The organism is Acinetobacter junii (assembly GCF_018336855.1).
GTDB lineage: Bacteria > Pseudomonadota > Gammaproteobacteria > Pseudomonadales > Moraxellaceae > Acinetobacter > Acinetobacter junii.
The window spans coordinates 2,100,843-2,117,481 of sequence record NZ_CP059558.1 but is presented as its reverse complement, the minus strand read 5'-3'; the positions used below and the strand labels follow the sequence as shown (position 1 = coordinate 2,117,481).

The following is a 16,639-nucleotide window of genomic DNA, read 5'->3' as shown; positions in this document are numbered from 1 at the left end:
AATATAAGGGCTTTGCATGCAACGTGTCGCTATCAATGGATTTGGTCGAATTGGTCGAAATGTATTACGTGCATGGTTTGAAAGCCCTAAGCAATTTCAATTTGATATTGTTGCGATTAATGATATTGCTGATGTTCAAACTTTAGTTCATCTCTTTAAATATGACACTACGCATGGTCGTTTTGCTGGTCAAGTCGATATTGAGATTGAGAACGAACAAATTTTTTTAAATATTCATTCAAATCAAAGACAACTAAAGCTGCAAGTATTTAAACAGGCGCAGCCAGAACTATTACCTTGGGCTGGTTTGGTTGTAGATGTTGTGCTCGAATGCACAGGTTTATTTCGATCGAGAGCTGATGCAACACGTCATATAGATGCAGGAGCAAAGCGAGTAATTATTGGTGCAGCACCATTTGATTCTGTTGATGCAGCTATCGTCTATGGTGTTAACCATGCGGATGTCAAACCTACTGATCAAATTATTTCTAGCGTTTCTTGTACGACACAGGCCTTAGTGCCTTTAGTCAAGATTATTGATGACGCTTTTGGGATTGATACTGCTCTCATGACCGAGATCCATGCAGTGACTGCAGATCAATCAGTTTTGGATCATGCTCATCGTGATTTACGAAGAGCCAGAGCGTCTGGACAAAATATTATTCCTACCACTTCAAGTGCTTTGGGCGCATTAAAACGCGTGATGCCAAAAATGGATGGTCGTATAGATGGGTACTCTATTCGTGTACCGACTATCAATGTTGCAGCGATAGATCTTTCATTTGTTTCACATTCACCAATCACAGTTCATAAAATTAATGAAGTTCTAAGTAAAGCTGCTAAGTTTGACTATGCTCAAATTATGCAAGTGACTGATGAAGATTTGGTATCAAGCGATTTTAATCATTCGCCATATTCATTAATTGTCGACCTGACGCAAACGATGGTCGTGGGGCATCAAGCAAAAGTTTTTGCATGGTATGATAATGAGTGGGGTTATGCGAATCGATTATTGGATTTGTGTGAATCTTTTTAATATCTAAATAATAAAAAACAATTTATTGGGGAATGTAATGGGCTTAATGATGGTTTGGGGATTTATTGGATTATTGCTATTGGCAGTTTTATTTTTGTTTTGGTTCTTGTTTAAAAATAATCAACCTACTGATACTGCAAAAGATATCGTTCGGCTAGAGGAAAAAGTCTTGCATTTAGAGTTGCACCTCAAAAAAGGTCTTGAGATTATGCAAGATATGGCAAAAAAAATGCATGTCCAACAAGAAGTATTAGACAAGACGATTGCGAATGTTGCTGCTTTAGAAAAGCAGAATGCTGAATTGGTGGGAGTTCTAGAAATCGTGGTAAAGGGCACAAAAGGCAAAAGCTGAGTTCTTTGATTTGAGCAGTTTTATAAATCTACTACTTAGTCCAGCAGTTTCATATTTAGGAAAATACTATAAGCATATTTTACTTTAATTGTTTAAGTAACATTCACCATCAAAAAGTAATATCTCACCAATCGAGAACAGTCCAATAGTACAGATGTTGGGCACTTCTTTTCTTGAAAAATAAGTGTTGTTTGTATTGATGAGTGATCTTAATGTATTGAATCTATTTGTTAAATTTAAAATAACAAGTTGCTGGCTTTCTAGTTAAATGGTAAAGAATTATTCAAATTCGAAGGTGCATCACATAAATCTTCATGCTACACTACGCTGAATCGGGCATTCACCCGATTTTTTTATGTGGTTGCTTTTTATGTGGATGCCTCCACGTTAAACAGATTTTAGGTTTGGAACATGACCATTTCAGAGACATGGTTGCTCCCTGACGGGGTGGCAGATGTATTACCCGAACAAGCGCAAGTTGTTGAAACATTGCGCCGAGAAGCTCTAGATTTCCTCGCAGTTCGAGGTTATCAATTGGTGTATACGCCATTTATTGAATACATCGAATCGTTGTCTTCACTTTCAGAATCAAATCAAGATTTAGATTTAGTTACTTTCAAAGTTATAGATCAACTTTCTGGTCGCTTGTTGGGTGTTCGTGCTGATATGACACCTCAAGTAGCGCGTATTGATGCACATGTACGACCAATTGAAGGCGTAGCTCGTTATTGCTACGCAGGCACTGTGCTTCATACTAAACCACAGAATTTCAATGCAACGCGTGCGCCTTTACAATTAGGTGCTGAGCTATATGGTCATGATAGCATCGAAGCTGATGTTGAAATGATTGATGTGATGTTGGGTCTAATTGAACAAGCGCATACTTTAGAAGGCGCTCATTTAGACTTAGGTCATGTAGGTTTATTCCGTAGCTTAGTTAAGCGTGCTGGTTTAAATAAAAATACAGAGAATCAACTTTCTGATCTTTATCAGCGTAAAGCTTTACCAGAATTAGCTGAGTTTACCCAAGACTTATCAATGGGCTCTGATTTTTATGCATTAGGTCGTTACGCAAGTGATTTGGGTGCATTAAAAGCGAATCTTAGCCAAGATATTTTAAATGATGTTGATTTCAAAGCTGCATTTGAGGCTTTAGAAAGCACATTTACACAAATTCAGTCTAAATGGTCGAATTTAAACATCGGTATTGATGTGATTGAGCTTCGTAGTTATCACTATCACACTGGTTTAATGTATGCCATTTACGCGCCAAATCGCGCAGCACCACTAGCTCAAGGTGGTCGTTATGATGGAATTGGTGAACACTTTGGTCGTTCACGTCCTGCGACTGGTTTTAGCTGTGATTTATATGCATTAGGGTCTACTCAGTTTACTAAAATTGAAACGATAGTAGCTCCTCGTGGAAATGATCAAAATTTATTGAAAGCAATTGCAGATGCACGTCATCAAGGTATGCGTGTAGTGCAACTGTTAGGTAAAGATGATTTAAACTCTGTTCCTTATGCGACGCATCAAATGGTGTCACAGAATGGGCAATGGGTAATTGAAAAAATTTAATTGCTAAGTTTTGACTTAGTTTCCAATTTTAACAGCATGATGTAATGAGGCTATTATGGGCAAAAATGTTGTGGTACTTGGTACCCAATGGGGCGACGAAGGTAAAGGTAAAATCGTCGACCTGCTCACAGACCAAGCGGCTGCAGTAGTTCGCTATCAAGGTGGACATAACGCGGGTCATACTCTGGTGGTCGGTGGTAAAAAGACTGTATTACACCTCATTCCATCTGGTATTTTACGTGAAAACGTATTGTGCTTAATTGGTAATGGTGTTGTGCTTTCACCTGAAGCATTAATCAAAGAAATGGCGATTTTGGAAGCTGAAGGCGTACCTGTTAAAGAGCGTCTTCGTATTTCTCCAAACTGCCCATTGATTTTGCCAAATCATATTGCACTTGACCAAGCACGTGAGAAAAAGCGTGGCAATGCTAAGATTGGTACGACTGGTCGTGGTATTGGTCCTGCTTATGAAGATAAAGTTGCTCGTCGTGCTGTACGCGTAGCTGATCTTGTTCGTGGTGGTGCAGTACTTGAAGAAAAACTCAAAGAAATGCTTGAGCTTCACAACTTCCAACTTTCCCAATTCTATGGCGTTGAAGAAGTTAAGTTTGAAGATGTGATTGCACTTTGCAATGAATGGCGTGAGGTTCTTGCACCATTAGTGATCGATGTAACTAAGGTGTTGCATGATTATCGTAAAGAAGGCAAAGCAATCATGTTCGAAGGTGCACAAGGTTCATTACTTGATATCGATCATGGTACTTATCCTTATGTAACTAGTTCGAACACAACTGCTGGTGGTGTGAGTTCCGGTTCAGGTATGGGTCCATTACATTTAGATTATGTACTCGGGATCACTAAAGCATACACAACACGTGTAGGTGCAGGTCCATTCCCTACAGAGTTGCACTATGATGCAGCAACAGATACGGGTGATGCAATTGGTCGCCATTTAGGTACAGTGGGGCATGAGTTTGGTGCTTCTACTGGACGTCAACGTCGTTGCGGTTGGTTTGATGCTGAGATTCTTCGCCGTTCTGTTGAAGTGAACTCTTTATCTGGTATTTGCTTAACTAAATTAGATGTACTTGATGGCTTAGAAGAAATTAAAATCTGTGTAGGCTATGAAGATGTTGATTCAGGCTGTGCAGGTTCTTCTGACGCGATTTCATTTGAAAGCTTGAAGCCTATCTATGAAACTATGCCAGGTTGGAGCGAATCTACAGTAGGTTTAACTCAGGTTGATCAACTTCCTGCAAACGCTTTGGCATATGTTAAACGCCTTGAGCAGTTGATCGAATGTCCAATTGATATTATTTCAACTGGTCCTGATCGTGCGGAAACAATTATTTTACGTCATCCATTTTCAGCTTAAGCTGCGTGAATGATTAAAAGCTCCCTTATAGGGAGCTTTTTTATTTTAAAAGCTTTATATATTTAAAATCCCTAGCAGATAATTAGATTTTCATTGCGATCTTTCTTATTTCACAGCTTGAGAAATCTTGATTATATTGATTGTACGTTCAAACAAAGAGGGCTTTAACTATGACGAAAAAGACGATTCGCTATAATGGATATGAACTTGCATGCCGATGTTAATTCATTATCAGCTTTTCATCGTTGGTGGGACTTATTTTGATCTGGCGGGCGAAAAAATAAGTCCTAGACAATATGTATAAAAATAAAAACCTTATCTTTAAATATAAAAATTTTAATAAGTCTAAGAGAACCAAATGGTTCTCTTTTTTATTCATTATTTTCAATCTCTCTCACTGCATTATAAACAGCCGCAGGTTCGATATTGAGTAATTTTTTACCAAAACTTCTCAGCCACCAAACGAGTTGTGATGTAAATGGAACTGTTGCCACAACTTCTACAATATTTTCTTCTAGAGATGTAATAGTTTGATCTTTGCTAAGTTGGCTTTCATAAAAGCTTTGAGCAGTGCTTTCGCTCATTGTGAGTTTTAGCTGAATTTGTTCGGTCGGTTTGCTGTAGTCCACTCTAAAACCAAGAGCACCCGAATCAATGTAGTGATCAATATCAAAGTTAACGGGATGTAGAGCACGACTTTCAAGAACAGTCGCTGCTTTAAAACGGTGCAAGGCAAATGTTTGAACTTCTGTTTTATCATTACGTGTACAAATAAGATAAATCACAGCACCTTTTTGAACCAATGCTAGGGGATTTAAGATATAGGTTTTATCTTCGCCTTGATTAATTCTGGCACGATAAACACATTCGATTTGTTTATCTTGCAACAAGCCTTCATAAATGGCTTGTTGTGCATTTTTATCGACCATTGGCGGTATTAAAGGTTGGTTCGCTGGCACGATACGAACTCGATTAATCCATTGGCGCACGTTATTTTGTGTTGAAAGACTACGTTTCGCTAAATCAAACCAAGGCGTCATCTCTTCGAGTAGACTCGGCGGTAGTAAATGGCGTAGGTGTTCTTCTACCATCATAAAAGTTACCGCTTGGGAACTAGTCATATGCGGTAAGCTTTGGATCGGTGCATCAGAACGCCAGCGCCAACCTTGTGGTACGGTTTTGTTGCTCTCAATCGGGAAGCGTTGTGCAATTTGATTTAGATCTCTTTGAATGGTGCGCAAACTTATATCAATGCCTTCGCGTTCCAATATTTCTTGTAGTTCACGTGTACCCATCCATTTACCAGTAGATAGGCGAGACAATATTTGCCATTGGCGATAAAGGCTATTTGAAGTTTCTTTTTCTTGTATGGATGACATAAGTTCTGAATTTAACTCAATGCTCTAAAGTGTACACAATAAAAAAACTCACTTGATTTAGCAAGTTCATAACATAGAGATTACGCATTTACGACTGAAACATGGCTAAGTTTAATAGAGTATATAAGTCTTGGTTAAAAAATATACATATATTATAAGTGGCATTGAAATTGCTTATTAGAGATATAAATAAATGATGAGACGAGGTTTCTATGTCAGAACAAGAACACGATCTATTTATCACGACTGATTACTATGCGACGGAGCAAACAACAGCAGTAAATTTACAATCGTCTACATTTATTTCACAGCTCAAAGTTAATACAAATTTGTTTGAGCAGCTTAAATCAAAATTCTTTAATGAGATGCTAGATGATAAAAGTTTTAACGGTGAAGCTTCTAAGAAGATCGAGGAATGGTTAAGTCAGCGTAGTCTTGATGAATTAAAAAATCTAGGTGCAGCCGCTAAACAGCATTTTCTATATGAAGGGATTACGTTTAATGTTTATGGAGATCAAGAGGGCACTGAACGTACCATTCCTTTTGATTTGATTCCACGTGTTATTGAAAAAAAACAATGGGAAAAAATTTCTTCAGGCTGTGAGCAGCGTGTTAAAGCTTTGAATTACTTCTTGGATGATATTTATCACGGTCAAAATATCCTAAAAGAAGGTATTATTCCTGCGCAACAAATTATGACTCATGAAGCTTTTCAGCCTCATATGCTGAAGCACCACCTCAAAGGAAAGATATATTCACAAATTAGTGGTATCGATATTATCAGAGATGATCAGGGTGATTTTTTTGTACTAGAGGATAATTTGAGAACACCTTCAGGTGTGTCATATATGCTTGAGAGTAGAAAAATTAGTCAAAAAATGATGCCTGATTTATGTGTGAGTAATAATTTACAAGGTATCGAACACTATCCGAGTCTGTTGAAGCAAGTGCTGACGGAGAATGCTTATGTGGATCAACCTTTAATCGTGGTGTTAACACCAGGGCGTTTTAATAGTGCTTATTATGAACATGCATTTTTGGCACGGGAAATGGATGTACCCTTGGTTACGAGTCGAGACCTATTTGTTGAGAATGATAAAGTATTCGTAAAAACAATTCGTGGACGTCAACAAGTGGATGTAATTTATCGTCGTGTTGATGATGATTTCTTAGATCCTTTAGTCTTTAGACCAGATAGTACTTTGGGTGTTGCAGGATTAATGTCAGCATATTTGCAACATAATGTTGTGATTGCAAATGCACCAGGTACAGGTGTTGCTGATGATAAATCGGTTTATCCCTATGTTGCTCAAATGATTGAATATTATCTGGGTGAAAAACCAATTCTAAATAACGTACCAACATATCAATGTCGCGAAGATGATCAATTAGATTATGTATTAAATCATTTAGAAAAATTAGTGGTAAAAGAGGCCCAAGGCTCTGGTGGATATGGAATGCTGATCGGACCACAAGCAGATCAGGCACAGATAGAAGCATTTAAATTAAAGATTATGGCGACGCCACATTTATATATTGCTCAGCCGACTTTAGCGTTGTCTGTGGCGCCAACACTAACTGTCGATGGGCTAGCTGAACGACATATTGATTTACGACCATTTGTATTGAGTTCTCCTTATCGTACTGAAATAGTACCGGGAGGATTAACGCGAGTTGCGATGCAAGCAGGTTCGCTTGTTGTAAATTCTTCACAGGGTGGGGGTATTAAAGATACTTGGGTGGTAGAAACGTTACGTTCCTAATTTTCCTTCTCATTGTTCAATCGACTCACTCATTTAATTGACTTGGATGAGTGATTTGGAAATTTTAAAAATAAAGGAGGATATCTATGACGTTACTCAGTTCAAGTGCTCAACATGTATATTGGTTAGGTCGTTATTTATTTAGAATCGGTTATGTTGCGGAGCAACTCCCTTTTGTGGATGATCAAAAAGCAGAAGTGTTTGCTCAAGGTTTATGTTTGCATATTGTAGATGCAGAAAATTTGAATCAATTTATGCTAGATGAGAAACAACCTTACTCATTAATTAATCAACTCGAAATTGCTCGTAATAATATCCAAGAACTTAGAGCTTTTTTTTCAGCAACTGCATATGCTGAATTAAACACGTTGATAAAAAATGCGACCAATACACCTGACATGATTTTAGAGCTAGTTCAAGATTGTCGAGAGATTTTAAAAAATGAGAAAGAGGAGATTTTTCTATTTTTTCATCTAGGTCAGTCTGTTGAACAAATCGACACACATTTTAGATTCCATAAAAATATACATTCTGTTCTTGATTCAATAGATCCGATGATAGTTCAGCTTTCTAATTTGGGTTGGAGTGATCTTCAACACAGCTGGAATGGATTGAAAGATCAACCATATCTGAATCAGTTTTATGAATTTACTTATAAATTGGAAAATCAATTTGAGGTGTATGCATGAAACTTATGGTAAATCATCAAACTCACTATCGATATACACAAAATGCACGTAATAGCGTGCAGTCAATTAAGATGATGCCGCAAAGTTCTAAGCATCAGATTATTGAGAATTGGCATATCAGTGTACCAGGCGAATATCGTTGCCAACGCGATGCCTTTAATAATCTCTGGTTAACTGCAACACAGCGTCATGATTACCGATATTTGACGATCATGGCTCAAGGAATTGTAGATCTATTTGAAACTGAAATCGGGCATTTCGAAAATGAAATTTCGCCTTATATTTTTCTGCAAAGAACCAGTCTGACTCATTGTGATCAGGAGATGTTATATTTCGCACAAGATATCGTTCGCGCCAAAGATCGACAGCATTTAATTCTTTTATCTGAGAAGATATTAGAAAAAATGCCATACCAACCTGAGAGCACATCCGTCACAACATTAGCTACAGATGCATTTTATGCTGCTAAAGGTGTTTGCCAAGACCATGCACATGTCATGATTGCAATGTGTAAAGCATTACATTTACCTGCACGTTATGTTTCTGGTTATTTGTATGATCAGAATCAACCGCACCTTGCCAGTCATGCATGGGCAGAAGTATTTGTTGACAATCAATGGTATTGTTTCGATGTTAGTAACCAGATATTTAGCCCTCAAAATCACATCTATGTAGCAGTTGGTCGAGATTATCTTGATGTTGCCCCTGTTCGTGGGGTTCGTGAACAGGGTGGTGTGGAGAGTATGATGTCGGTTGTTCAGGTTTTAGCGTGTTGAAGAAAAGAGAGCAAGATGACCTATTGTTGTGCATTAAGATTGGAGCAAGGTTTAGTACTCATAAGTGATACTAGAACAAATGCAGGGGTCGATCATATTTCAGTATTTCGTAAATTACATACTTTTGGTATCGAGGGTGAGCGTTTCATCGCACTTCAGACCGCAGGTAATTTAGCGACAACACAAGCGGTTTTAGGGCATCTACAAAATTCTTTAACACTGCATCAAGAGCCAAATCTATACACTGTAAATACAATGTTTGAAGTAGCTGAACTTGTTGGTAAAACTTTGCGCAGAGTTTTAGAAGACATCACAAGTAATACGCAAGAACAGATGAATTATTCATGTAGTATCTTGGTGGGTGGACAGATTAAAGGTGAGGAAATGCAGCTTTATAATGTTTACCCTCAAGGAAACTTTATTTGCGCGACTACGGATACACCTTATTTTCAGATTGGTGAAAGCAAGTATGGTAAGCCTATACTAGATCGAGCTTTGCACTATACGATGCCACTTGATGATGCTTTACGCTGTTCTTTGATTTCATTTGACTCAACGCTACGCTCAAATGTATCTGTAGGTTTACCTTTGGACGCTTTGGTATATCACAAAGATAGTTTCGTTATTCCTGAAGGCAAACGAATCAGTGAGGAAGATCCATATTTTACTCAAATTAGTAAACAGTGGTCAGAGACGTTACGTCGAGGTTTACAAGAGTTGCCAAAACCTACAGCGGATTACGGCTTATAAGAAAAAATCCAAGCTTTTGCTTGGATTTTTATTGATTAGATACGTTGTCTTTGTGGTCTATTACTTAGTCGGCATAAAAGTTCATAACCGATCGTACCATTTGCATTTGCGACATCATCAACCAATCGTGTTTTACCCCAAAGTTCAACTTTGGTGCCGACTTTAACTTTAAGATTAGTTGTGTCGATCGCAATCATGTCCATACTTACTCGACCAATAACAGGAGTTAGTTGCTTATCAATCGCTACGTAATTAGGTTTTACATATGCACGTGGATAGCCATCACCATAGCCAATAGAAACAATTGCAATTTGCATACTATACGTTGCTGTAAAAGTAGAACCATAACCAACGCTTTCGCCTGCTTGTATTTGATTTAATGCAATAATTTCTGCTTCAAAACTCATTACAGGTTTCAAATCAAGTTCATTAACATCTTCATCTGCAAAAGGTGTTGCACCATAAAGCATAATCCCAGGACGTACATAGTCAAAATGTAAGTTTGGATATTTATAGATAGCAGCAGAATTACAACAAGAGGCTAATATTGGTGCACATGTATTTTTTACTTCTAAAAATTGTTGAATCTGTTGCTCATTTAATGGGTGATCTACATCCGCATTTGCAAAATGCATAGTGAGTACACAGTTAAAATCCAATGATTTTAGTTGATGAATAACGGCTATAATTTCATTACTCTTAAAACCTAAGCGATTCATCCCGCTATTTAGTTTTACCCAAACCTTAAGTCCTAAGGCATTATAGGCTTCTTTATTTTGGATTAACCATTCTACTTGCTCATGTCGATGTACAACGCATTCAAGTTTCTGTTGAATAACATCTTCCATCTCATCTTCAGTAAATACACCTTCAATTAAGGTGATCGGTTGCGTATACCCTAGTCGCCTAATCTCTAAAGCTTCTTCCAAACAAGCTACACCAAAAGCATCCGTTGCATTTAAGGCGGCTAAACAATCCTGTACTCCATGCCCATATGCATTGGCTTTCACCATACTTACAATTTGGGAATGTGGTGCAAGTTGTTTAACACGGTTTAAATTATATTGTAGTGCTTCACTATCAATATAAATTGTTGCTTGGCGCACCCTGAGTACTCCTTTGGGACGGCTAGAAAATAAGTCAGATTACAAAATATTATGCGTTATTCTTCATCATCAAATTGTGCATAGAATTCAGGTGAAAGATTACTAAAGCGAGTATATTGTCCTTCAAAGGCGAGACGGACAGTACCAATAGGTCCATTACGCTGTTTACCAATGATGATTTCTGCTGTGCCAGCTTCTTTAGATTCTTTGTTATAAACCTCATCACGGTAAATAAACATAATCAAATCGGCATCTTGCTCGATCGCTCCAGATTCACGCAAGTCAGACATTACTGGTCGTTTATTTGGGCGATTTTCCAGGCTTCGGTTGAGCTGAGATAATGCAATTACAGGACAGTTCATTTCTTTTGCTAATGCTTTTAAGCTTCGCGAAATTTCAGAAATCTCACCAACACGGTTATCTCCCATACCTGGAACTTTCATCAACTGTAAATAGTCGACCATGATGCAACCGATTTTTCCATCATGCATTTTGGCAATACGTCTTGCACGTGCACGAACTTCAGTTGGGGGTAATGCAGAAGAATCATCAATATAAAGATGTTTTTCTTGTAATTGTAGAATTGTGCCAGTTACTTTTGACCATTCGTCGCCGTCCAATTTACCTGAACGCAGATGCCCTTGATGCACCTTGCCATAAGATGAAATCAAACGCATTGCGATTGAATCTGCTGGCATTTCCATAGAGTAAACAAGAGCAGGGAGATTGCAATTAAACAGTACACTCTCGACTAAATTCATGGCAAACGTGGTTTTACCCATCGAAGGACGAGCAGCAACAATAATTAAATCGCCCGCCTGCATACCATAGGTTTTATTGTCTAATTCAAGAAAACCTGTAGAAAGTCCTGTGATGTTGCCATCCATTTTGGAAAGTTCATCTAATTTGCTAATTACGTCAGCAGTTACTGAGCTGATCGACTTTGGACCTGAATCTTTTTTATTGTTGTTGTGCTGTTCCGCTAAAGAGAAAATATTAGTTTCGGCTAAGTCTAGAATTTCACTAACAGGGCGACCTTTGGTGTCGTAAGCATTTTGTAAAATATCAGTACTGACTTTGATCATACTGCGTAAGGTTGAAAATTCCTTAATTTTGTTGGCATAAATCTCAAGGTTATAGAAGCTCGATGGTGAATCCGCCATCAATTGCATTAAGTATTCTTCACCGCCAATCGCATCGAGTAGATTCTGCTTAAGTAACCAGTCATTGACTAACACTGCATCATAAGGTGAGTTTTCTTGCGCTAATTTTTCAATAGCTCGATAAATATACTTATGTCGAGTTGCGTAAAAATCATTTTCCTTGAGTAAGTCACCCACTTGTTCAAATGATTCTGCTACCGTCATTAATGCAGCTAAAACAGCTTGCTCAATCGCAAGATTATGAGGAGGCGTTCTAAACTCTTTTAGTTGACTTGAGTCATTCACTTTACTCTCAGCGTTGGGAGTATTTTTTGCAAAATTGGCATTTGCCTGTGACATAACAAGACCTAATAAAAAGATGAAACCGTAAATGAATGACTATCTTAATCCAAATGGATACCAACAGGAGAAGTTTATTAAAGAAAATTGTTTAAGTGATGAAAAATTAGAATCAAAGCTTAAATCTAAATTATGGACATAAAAAAAGAGCATGTAAAAACATGCTCTTTTTTTTGCAGAAATTACTCAGATACGATAGTAACGAGAACTTCAGCAACAACATCATGATGCAATTGGATTGCGATGTTGAATTCACCAGTGTGACGAAGCGCACCGTTTGGTAAACGAACTTCTGCACGATCTACTGCTAGACCAGCGTTCGTTAAAGCGTCAGCGATGTCACGAGTACCGATAGAACCGAAAAGTTTACCTTCATCACCAGCTTTAGCAGTGATAACGATATTTACTTCGTTCAATTGTTCAGCACGTGCATTCGCAGCAGCTAAAATAGCAGCTTCTTGTTTCTCAAGTTCAGCACGACGAGCTTCAAATGCAGCAGTGTTTGCTTCAGTTGCAGCTACAGCTTTACCTTGAGGGATCAAGAAGTTACGACCGTAACCAGCTTTTACTGATACTTTGTCGCCTAATTTACCAAGGTTCTTAATGCGTTGTAATAAGATAACGTCCACAGCTCACCTCACTTACTTATGGTTGTCAGTGTACGGAATCAAAGACAAATAGCGAGCTTGTTTAATAGCTAACGCTAATTGACGTTGATAACGAGCTTTAGTACCTGTAATACGGCTAGGAACAATCTTGCCGTTTTCAGTGATGTACTGTTTTAAAGTGTCGATATCTTTGTAGTCGATGTACGCAACATTCTCAGCTGTAAAGCGGCAGAACTTGCGACGACGGTAAAAACGTGCCATTGATGTTCTCCTTATTCAGCTTCTTGAATTGCTTGTTGTGCTTCTTCACGTTGAGCTTTACGCGCACGTTTTTCTTCAGCACTCTTAGCAAGTAAAGATTCTTCAGTAATTGCGTGTTCACGACGGATGATGATGTTACGAATGATTGCATCGTTATAACGGAACAATTCTTCTAATTCATCAAGAGTCGTTTGACCACATTCAACATTCATAAGAATGTAGTGTGCTTTGTGAATCTTGTTAATCGGGTAAGCCAATTGGCGGCGGCCCCAATCTTCTAAACGGTGAATTTGACCATCAGCTTCTTTGATCTGAGAGATATAGCGTTCAACCATACCTACAACTTGATCGCTTTGGTCTGGGTGTACCAATAGTACGATTTCGTAGTGACGCATTGTCAGCTCCTTACGGTTTAAGCAGCCCCTAACTTAAAATGAGTCAGAAGCAAGGAGTCATAACTTAAAAAGTTATGTCGCAAATTGCGAAGCTGCGATTTTAGACACCTTTCACCCAAATCGCAAGTAAATTCACGGTTTTTCACGCAGTAAAAAGATCACATAGCCTTTAAAATGCGGATCATGAACTGTCTTTAAGTCACTATATAATTTTCCATATTGCACAAAACCAATTTTATAAGGCAGTTTAAGACTTGCTATACGTTTTAAATATTCAGGGTAATTGGGAATAGAGGTGGTGCCTTGATAGGTTTGGATCACTAGTTCATCAATATTTTGTCTAAGAAGTTTTAGGGTGCCTTGCTCTTTAAAATTTGTCCAATCAAGTAATCCTGTAATACTTAGTTTATATTGAGCGGGAAGTTGACTTCTGAATTGACTTAAAAAATATGCGTATTCATTTAGATTTCGGGTTTTACTGTCAAAATCAATTTGAATCCCTTCAATCTGATTGCCTAGATTTTTCCAATGGTTTAAGCGAGTTAAGATGGTTTTGTAATTTTGTGAACTCCAATCTAAGTGGTGGGTTCGAAAAACGAGCCAAATTTTTTGATTGGGTAGTTTTAAAGTACCAATACCTTGCGGTATCAAAATTGAAGTCTGTTTTTGTTTTGAATAACGAATTTCACCTTGCAGAATATAAAGCTCTTTAGCCTTTGAAAGATAGGGGGCAGATTTTATCTCACCCCAAATCCAAAAGGATTGAAATTGATTGGCATCGATAGTTGGAGTTGCTGGTCGACTCGGTTGGTTTAGCCCCAATATCAACAGCAACATACTAAAAAGAATACACCTTAACCACATTAAAGGATAAACCTACCAATAATATTTCAGTGATTTAGCCCATGTACTTGTTGGATAATCTCTTTTGATTTGATCGTACCATTGTTTACGTGTTTTTTTAGTCACTTCGATACCCCCGCAATCATTTATTCCACTCGGTGCATAACATTGAATTGCCCTATACAGTGCATAAGCATATAAATCATCTTTTCGAGAAGATTTGATAATGTCTTTATAAATTTCACCGCGTGCAAAAATTTTCCCACCTATAGTTGGTTTTTGTTGCTCGTCATAGCTGAGTTGTTGCAAGCTGTAACCTTGTTCACTGCGCATAAACTCTCCCAAACAAATGTTGAGTAGGGGATCATTTGACAATTTACTGAGTTGTTGGGTCAATGTTAAGAGATTATCGCATTTGAGTTGAGCTGTGATGTTTGATCCATTCCAAATAAAATTAGCAAACACAGGTTTGTTTTTTAAGTGTTCTTTTTCACTCGAATATCCTTTGTATTCATTCGCATTTTTAGGCAAATATGAATATTTTCGTTGAAATAAATCGAATCTTTGGTGAACTAAACTTTTGCTTAATAAGGTATGAATAGCAGCTTGTTTTTGATCGACTGTGCTTTGATTAGATTGAATAATCTTGTCTAAAATATCTATATTAGCTTGTTGAGTTATAAATTGTCTTTGTAGATTTGGTTGGCTTATTTTCGCTTGTTTTCCTATAAAAGCTGAATAATCTTGTTTGATATTCAAATGTTTAGATAATGCGGTTTCAAATAAACCTTTCTGATAAAGTGTACGTGCTTGAGCAAGCTGATTAGTCCAGTATTCTTCAGCAGTTTGATTTTGACCGAGTTTTTCAAATATTTGACCTTTTAAAAAAGTTTGGCTCAGTTGTAAATAATTACTATTTTTAGTATTTGACTTTGGTAGATAATTTAAAGCATCTTTGGGTTTATTCTGAATAAAAAATAAATGAATCGCTCTTAAATAGTTAAATAATTCAGGTTGAGTTTTAAAGAAATCTTTTTGTGCATTAAGTTGAGACCACGTAATAGGTTGGTAATGTTCAGTTTTGTAGTCACGCATATTCATTAAATTATATATCGTCAAGAAAAAAGGGTCCTTGAGATTTTTGAGTTCAAATGAATTGCTACTAAAAATGCGTCTATCAATTTCAGCAGGAAGTTGTCCCATATCTAAATTGTAAAATTTAGATTTAGGATTTTGAATTTGCCATACGATCTCATTGACTAAAAGATCTTGGCGTTTAGATAACCAAAAACCACGACGTAAAAATCCACGTGCACTTGCTACATAACGACCATTAGGGTATGTATTTAGATAGTTCGTGATATGACCTAAGAACTGTTTTAGTAAATTTTGATTAATATTATCAAGGTATACATCACCGTATTGATCAACACCTGTTGCATAAGCTGAATTGAGTGTCGTCCGAATCAACATATATTGAGCTGTTTCTTTCAACCATGCATCTTCAACCGAAGTTAATACCGTAAAAATTTTCGTAGAAGATGAATAGTTAGCATTATAAAACAAAATACTCGCATTTAAATAAGATGCGTATTGACGCGTGGTTGTTGACCAATTTGGATCGATAGAGATCAATGCAATTTTATTGTTACATTGATTCATCTTCTTGCGTTCGTTGATCAGAACAAGCTTTTCATTTGCTGGAATTAGTTTATGGGTTTTAACTTGATTAATAAAAGCATAGTTGCCTGAATTAAAACTATAACAACGTTCATCAAATATGATTTCATCTTTTACTGTTAATTCATTTCTCTGATTCTGAATTTTATTCTTCGTTGCCAACGATACATTTGCAGCATCAAAAGGCACATAACCAAAAGTCGCATCCCATAAGTTTTGATCTATCAGCATTGGTTCGATTTCAGCTAGACCCAAATCACTTAGTAATAAGGCGGTATTAGTTTGACTATCATTTGAAGGATATAGAACAGGTAAATTACTGCAACCATTTAGATCGCGATCATCTAAGTGTAGATTTGGTTCACAGATATTTTCAGCTCCAGCATAAATACTTTGAGCTTGAATAGAAATTGCTGTGATAAATGTATAAAGAATGGGTTTTAAAATCGATATATTTTGAAGTTTCATTTAGGCAATAAAGTATGAATGTTTTTATTGCACGAAATGATAACAATTGAAGCGGAGAATAAAAAGATAGAGGTTCCT

16 protein-coding genes are annotated in these 16,639 nt (G+C 37.2%); 8 read left to right on the top strand and 8 right to left on the bottom strand.

The window, feature by feature from the left end; translation table 11 throughout:
- The first annotated feature begins 16 nt into the window (after nt 1-16).
- The 4 genes from H2677_RS09950 (at nt 17) to H2677_RS09935 (ending at nt 4,341) form a co-directional block, all read left to right on the top strand.
- Nucleotides 17-1,036, top strand: coding sequence for a type I glyceraldehyde-3-phosphate dehydrogenase (locus H2677_RS09950; protein ID WP_129263282.1), 1,020 nt, complete (start codon nt 17-19; stop codon nt 1,034-1,036).
- Nucleotides 1,037-1,073: 37 nt separating this feature from the next.
- Complete coding sequence (locus H2677_RS09945; protein ID WP_004955112.1) at nt 1,074-1,388, top strand: hypothetical protein; 315 nt, start codon at nt 1,074-1,076, stop codon at nt 1,386-1,388.
- A 411-nt stretch (nt 1,389-1,799) separates the two neighbouring features.
- Entirely contained in the window at nt 1,800-2,966 is a 1,167-nt protein-coding gene (locus H2677_RS09940) for an ATP phosphoribosyltransferase regulatory subunit (protein ID WP_212638434.1), read from the top strand.
- A 55-nt stretch (nt 2,967-3,021) separates the two neighbouring features.
- Complete coding sequence (locus tag H2677_RS09935) at nt 3,022-4,341, top strand: adenylosuccinate synthase (protein ID WP_004912203.1); 1,320 nt, start codon at nt 3,022-3,024, stop codon at nt 4,339-4,341.
- 371 nt (nt 4,342-4,712) lie between these two features.
- On the opposite strand, the gene H2677_RS09930 is transcribed toward H2677_RS09935, so the two are convergent.
- Nucleotides 4,713-5,720, bottom strand: coding sequence for a helix-turn-helix transcriptional regulator (locus H2677_RS09930; protein WP_004955109.1), 1,008 nt, complete (start codon nt 5,718-5,720; stop codon nt 4,713-4,715).
- Between the two features lie 212 nt (nt 5,721-5,932).
- On the opposite strand from H2677_RS09930, the gene H2677_RS09925 reads away from it, so the two are divergent.
- The 4 genes from H2677_RS09925 to H2677_RS09910 all read left to right on the top strand — a co-directional run bounded on the left by H2677_RS09925 (nt 5,933) and on the right by H2677_RS09910 (nt 9,698).
- Complete coding sequence (locus H2677_RS09925; RefSeq protein ID WP_212638433.1) at nt 5,933-7,483, top strand: circularly permuted type 2 ATP-grasp protein; 1,551 nt, start codon at nt 5,933-5,935, stop codon at nt 7,481-7,483.
- A gap of 86 nt (nt 7,484-7,569) precedes the next feature.
- Nucleotides 7,570-8,172: an alpha-E domain-containing protein gene (locus H2677_RS09920; RefSeq protein ID WP_212638432.1), complete on the top strand. Its 603-nt coding sequence runs from the start codon at nt 7,570-7,572 to the stop codon at nt 8,170-8,172.
- A complete protein-coding gene (locus H2677_RS09915) occupies nt 8,169-8,948 on the top strand; it encodes a transglutaminase family protein (protein ID WP_212638431.1) in 780 nt (259 codons plus the stop codon). Before H2677_RS09920 ends, H2677_RS09915 begins: the two co-directional genes overlap by 4 nt.
- A 15-nt stretch (nt 8,949-8,963) precedes the next feature.
- Nucleotides 8,964-9,698 (top strand): proteasome-type protease, encoded by a 735-nt coding sequence (locus tag H2677_RS09910; RefSeq protein ID WP_004955098.1) that lies wholly within the window; start codon nt 8,964-8,966, stop codon nt 9,696-9,698.
- Between the two features lie 35 nt (nt 9,699-9,733).
- Here H2677_RS09910 and alr read toward each other — a convergent pair whose 3' ends face one another.
- The 7 genes from alr to H2677_RS09875 form a co-directional block, all read right to left on the bottom strand.
- A complete protein-coding gene (gene alr / locus H2677_RS09905; protein WP_212638430.1) occupies nt 9,734-10,804 on the bottom strand; it encodes an alanine racemase in 1,071 nt (356 codons plus the stop codon).
- A gap of 56 nt (nt 10,805-10,860) precedes the next feature.
- The gene (gene dnaB / locus H2677_RS09900; protein WP_212638429.1) at nt 10,861-12,306 is read right to left on the bottom strand and encodes a replicative DNA helicase; all 1,446 of its coding nucleotides are present in this window, start codon (nt 12,304-12,306) and stop codon (nt 10,861-10,863) included.
- 182 nt (nt 12,307-12,488) lie between these two features.
- Nucleotides 12,489-12,935 (bottom strand): 50S ribosomal protein L9, encoded by a 447-nt coding sequence (gene rplI, locus H2677_RS09895; RefSeq protein ID WP_004912185.1) that lies wholly within the window; start codon nt 12,933-12,935, stop codon nt 12,489-12,491.
- A 12-nt stretch (nt 12,936-12,947) separates the two neighbouring features.
- Nucleotides 12,948-13,175, bottom strand: coding sequence for a 30S ribosomal protein S18 (gene rpsR, locus H2677_RS09890; RefSeq protein WP_000090661.1), 228 nt, complete (start codon nt 13,173-13,175; stop codon nt 12,948-12,950).
- Between the two features lie 11 nt (nt 13,176-13,186).
- A complete protein-coding gene (gene rpsF / locus H2677_RS09885) occupies nt 13,187-13,570 on the bottom strand; it encodes a 30S ribosomal protein S6 (RefSeq protein ID WP_004912183.1) in 384 nt (127 codons plus the stop codon).
- A 132-nt stretch (nt 13,571-13,702) separates the two neighbouring features.
- A complete protein-coding gene (locus tag H2677_RS09880; protein ID WP_212638428.1) occupies nt 13,703-14,434 on the bottom strand; it encodes a DUF3142 domain-containing protein in 732 nt (243 codons plus the stop codon).
- Nucleotides 14,435-14,446: 12 nt separating this feature from the next.
- Complete coding sequence (locus tag H2677_RS09875) at nt 14,447-16,561, bottom strand: hypothetical protein (RefSeq protein ID WP_212638427.1); 2,115 nt, start codon at nt 16,559-16,561, stop codon at nt 14,447-14,449.
- Nucleotides 16,562-16,639: the final 78 nt, after the last annotated feature.

Coding starts and splice junctions, on each gene's coding strand:
- H2677_RS09950 (WP_129263282.1), top strand. CDS start 17: ATGCAACGTGTCGCTATCAATGGATTTGGTCGAATTGGTCGAAATGTA.
- H2677_RS09915 (WP_212638431.1), top strand. CDS start 8,169: ATGAAACTTATGGTAAATCATCAAACTCACTATCGATATACACAAAAT.
- H2677_RS09910 (WP_004955098.1), top strand. CDS start 8,964: ATGACCTATTGTTGTGCATTAAGATTGGAGCAAGGTTTAGTACTCATA.
- H2677_RS09940 (WP_212638434.1), top strand. CDS start 1,800: ATGACCATTTCAGAGACATGGTTGCTCCCTGACGGGGTGGCAGATGTA.
- dnaB (WP_212638429.1), bottom strand. CDS start 12,306: ATGTCACAGGCAAATGCCAATTTTGCAAAAAATACTCCCAACGCTGAG.
- H2677_RS09875 (WP_212638427.1), bottom strand. CDS start 16,561: ATGAAACTTCAAAATATATCGATTTTAAAACCCATTCTTTATACATTT.
- H2677_RS09920 (WP_212638432.1), top strand. CDS start 7,570: ATGACGTTACTCAGTTCAAGTGCTCAACATGTATATTGGTTAGGTCGT.
- H2677_RS09945 (WP_004955112.1), top strand. CDS start 1,074: ATGGGCTTAATGATGGTTTGGGGATTTATTGGATTATTGCTATTGGCA.
- H2677_RS09930 (WP_004955109.1), bottom strand. CDS start 5,720: ATGTCATCCATACAAGAAAAAGAAACTTCAAATAGCCTTTATCGCCAA.
- rpsR (WP_000090661.1), bottom strand. CDS start 13,175: ATGGCACGTTTTTACCGTCGTCGCAAGTTCTGCCGCTTTACAGCTGAG.
- H2677_RS09925 (WP_212638433.1), top strand. CDS start 5,933: ATGTCAGAACAAGAACACGATCTATTTATCACGACTGATTACTATGCG.
- H2677_RS09935 (WP_004912203.1), top strand. CDS start 3,022: ATGGGCAAAAATGTTGTGGTACTTGGTACCCAATGGGGCGACGAAGGT.
- H2677_RS09880 (WP_212638428.1), bottom strand. CDS start 14,434: ATGTGGTTAAGGTGTATTCTTTTTAGTATGTTGCTGTTGATATTGGGG.
- rpsF (WP_004912183.1), bottom strand. CDS start 13,570: ATGCGTCACTACGAAATCGTACTATTGGTACACCCAGACCAAAGCGAT.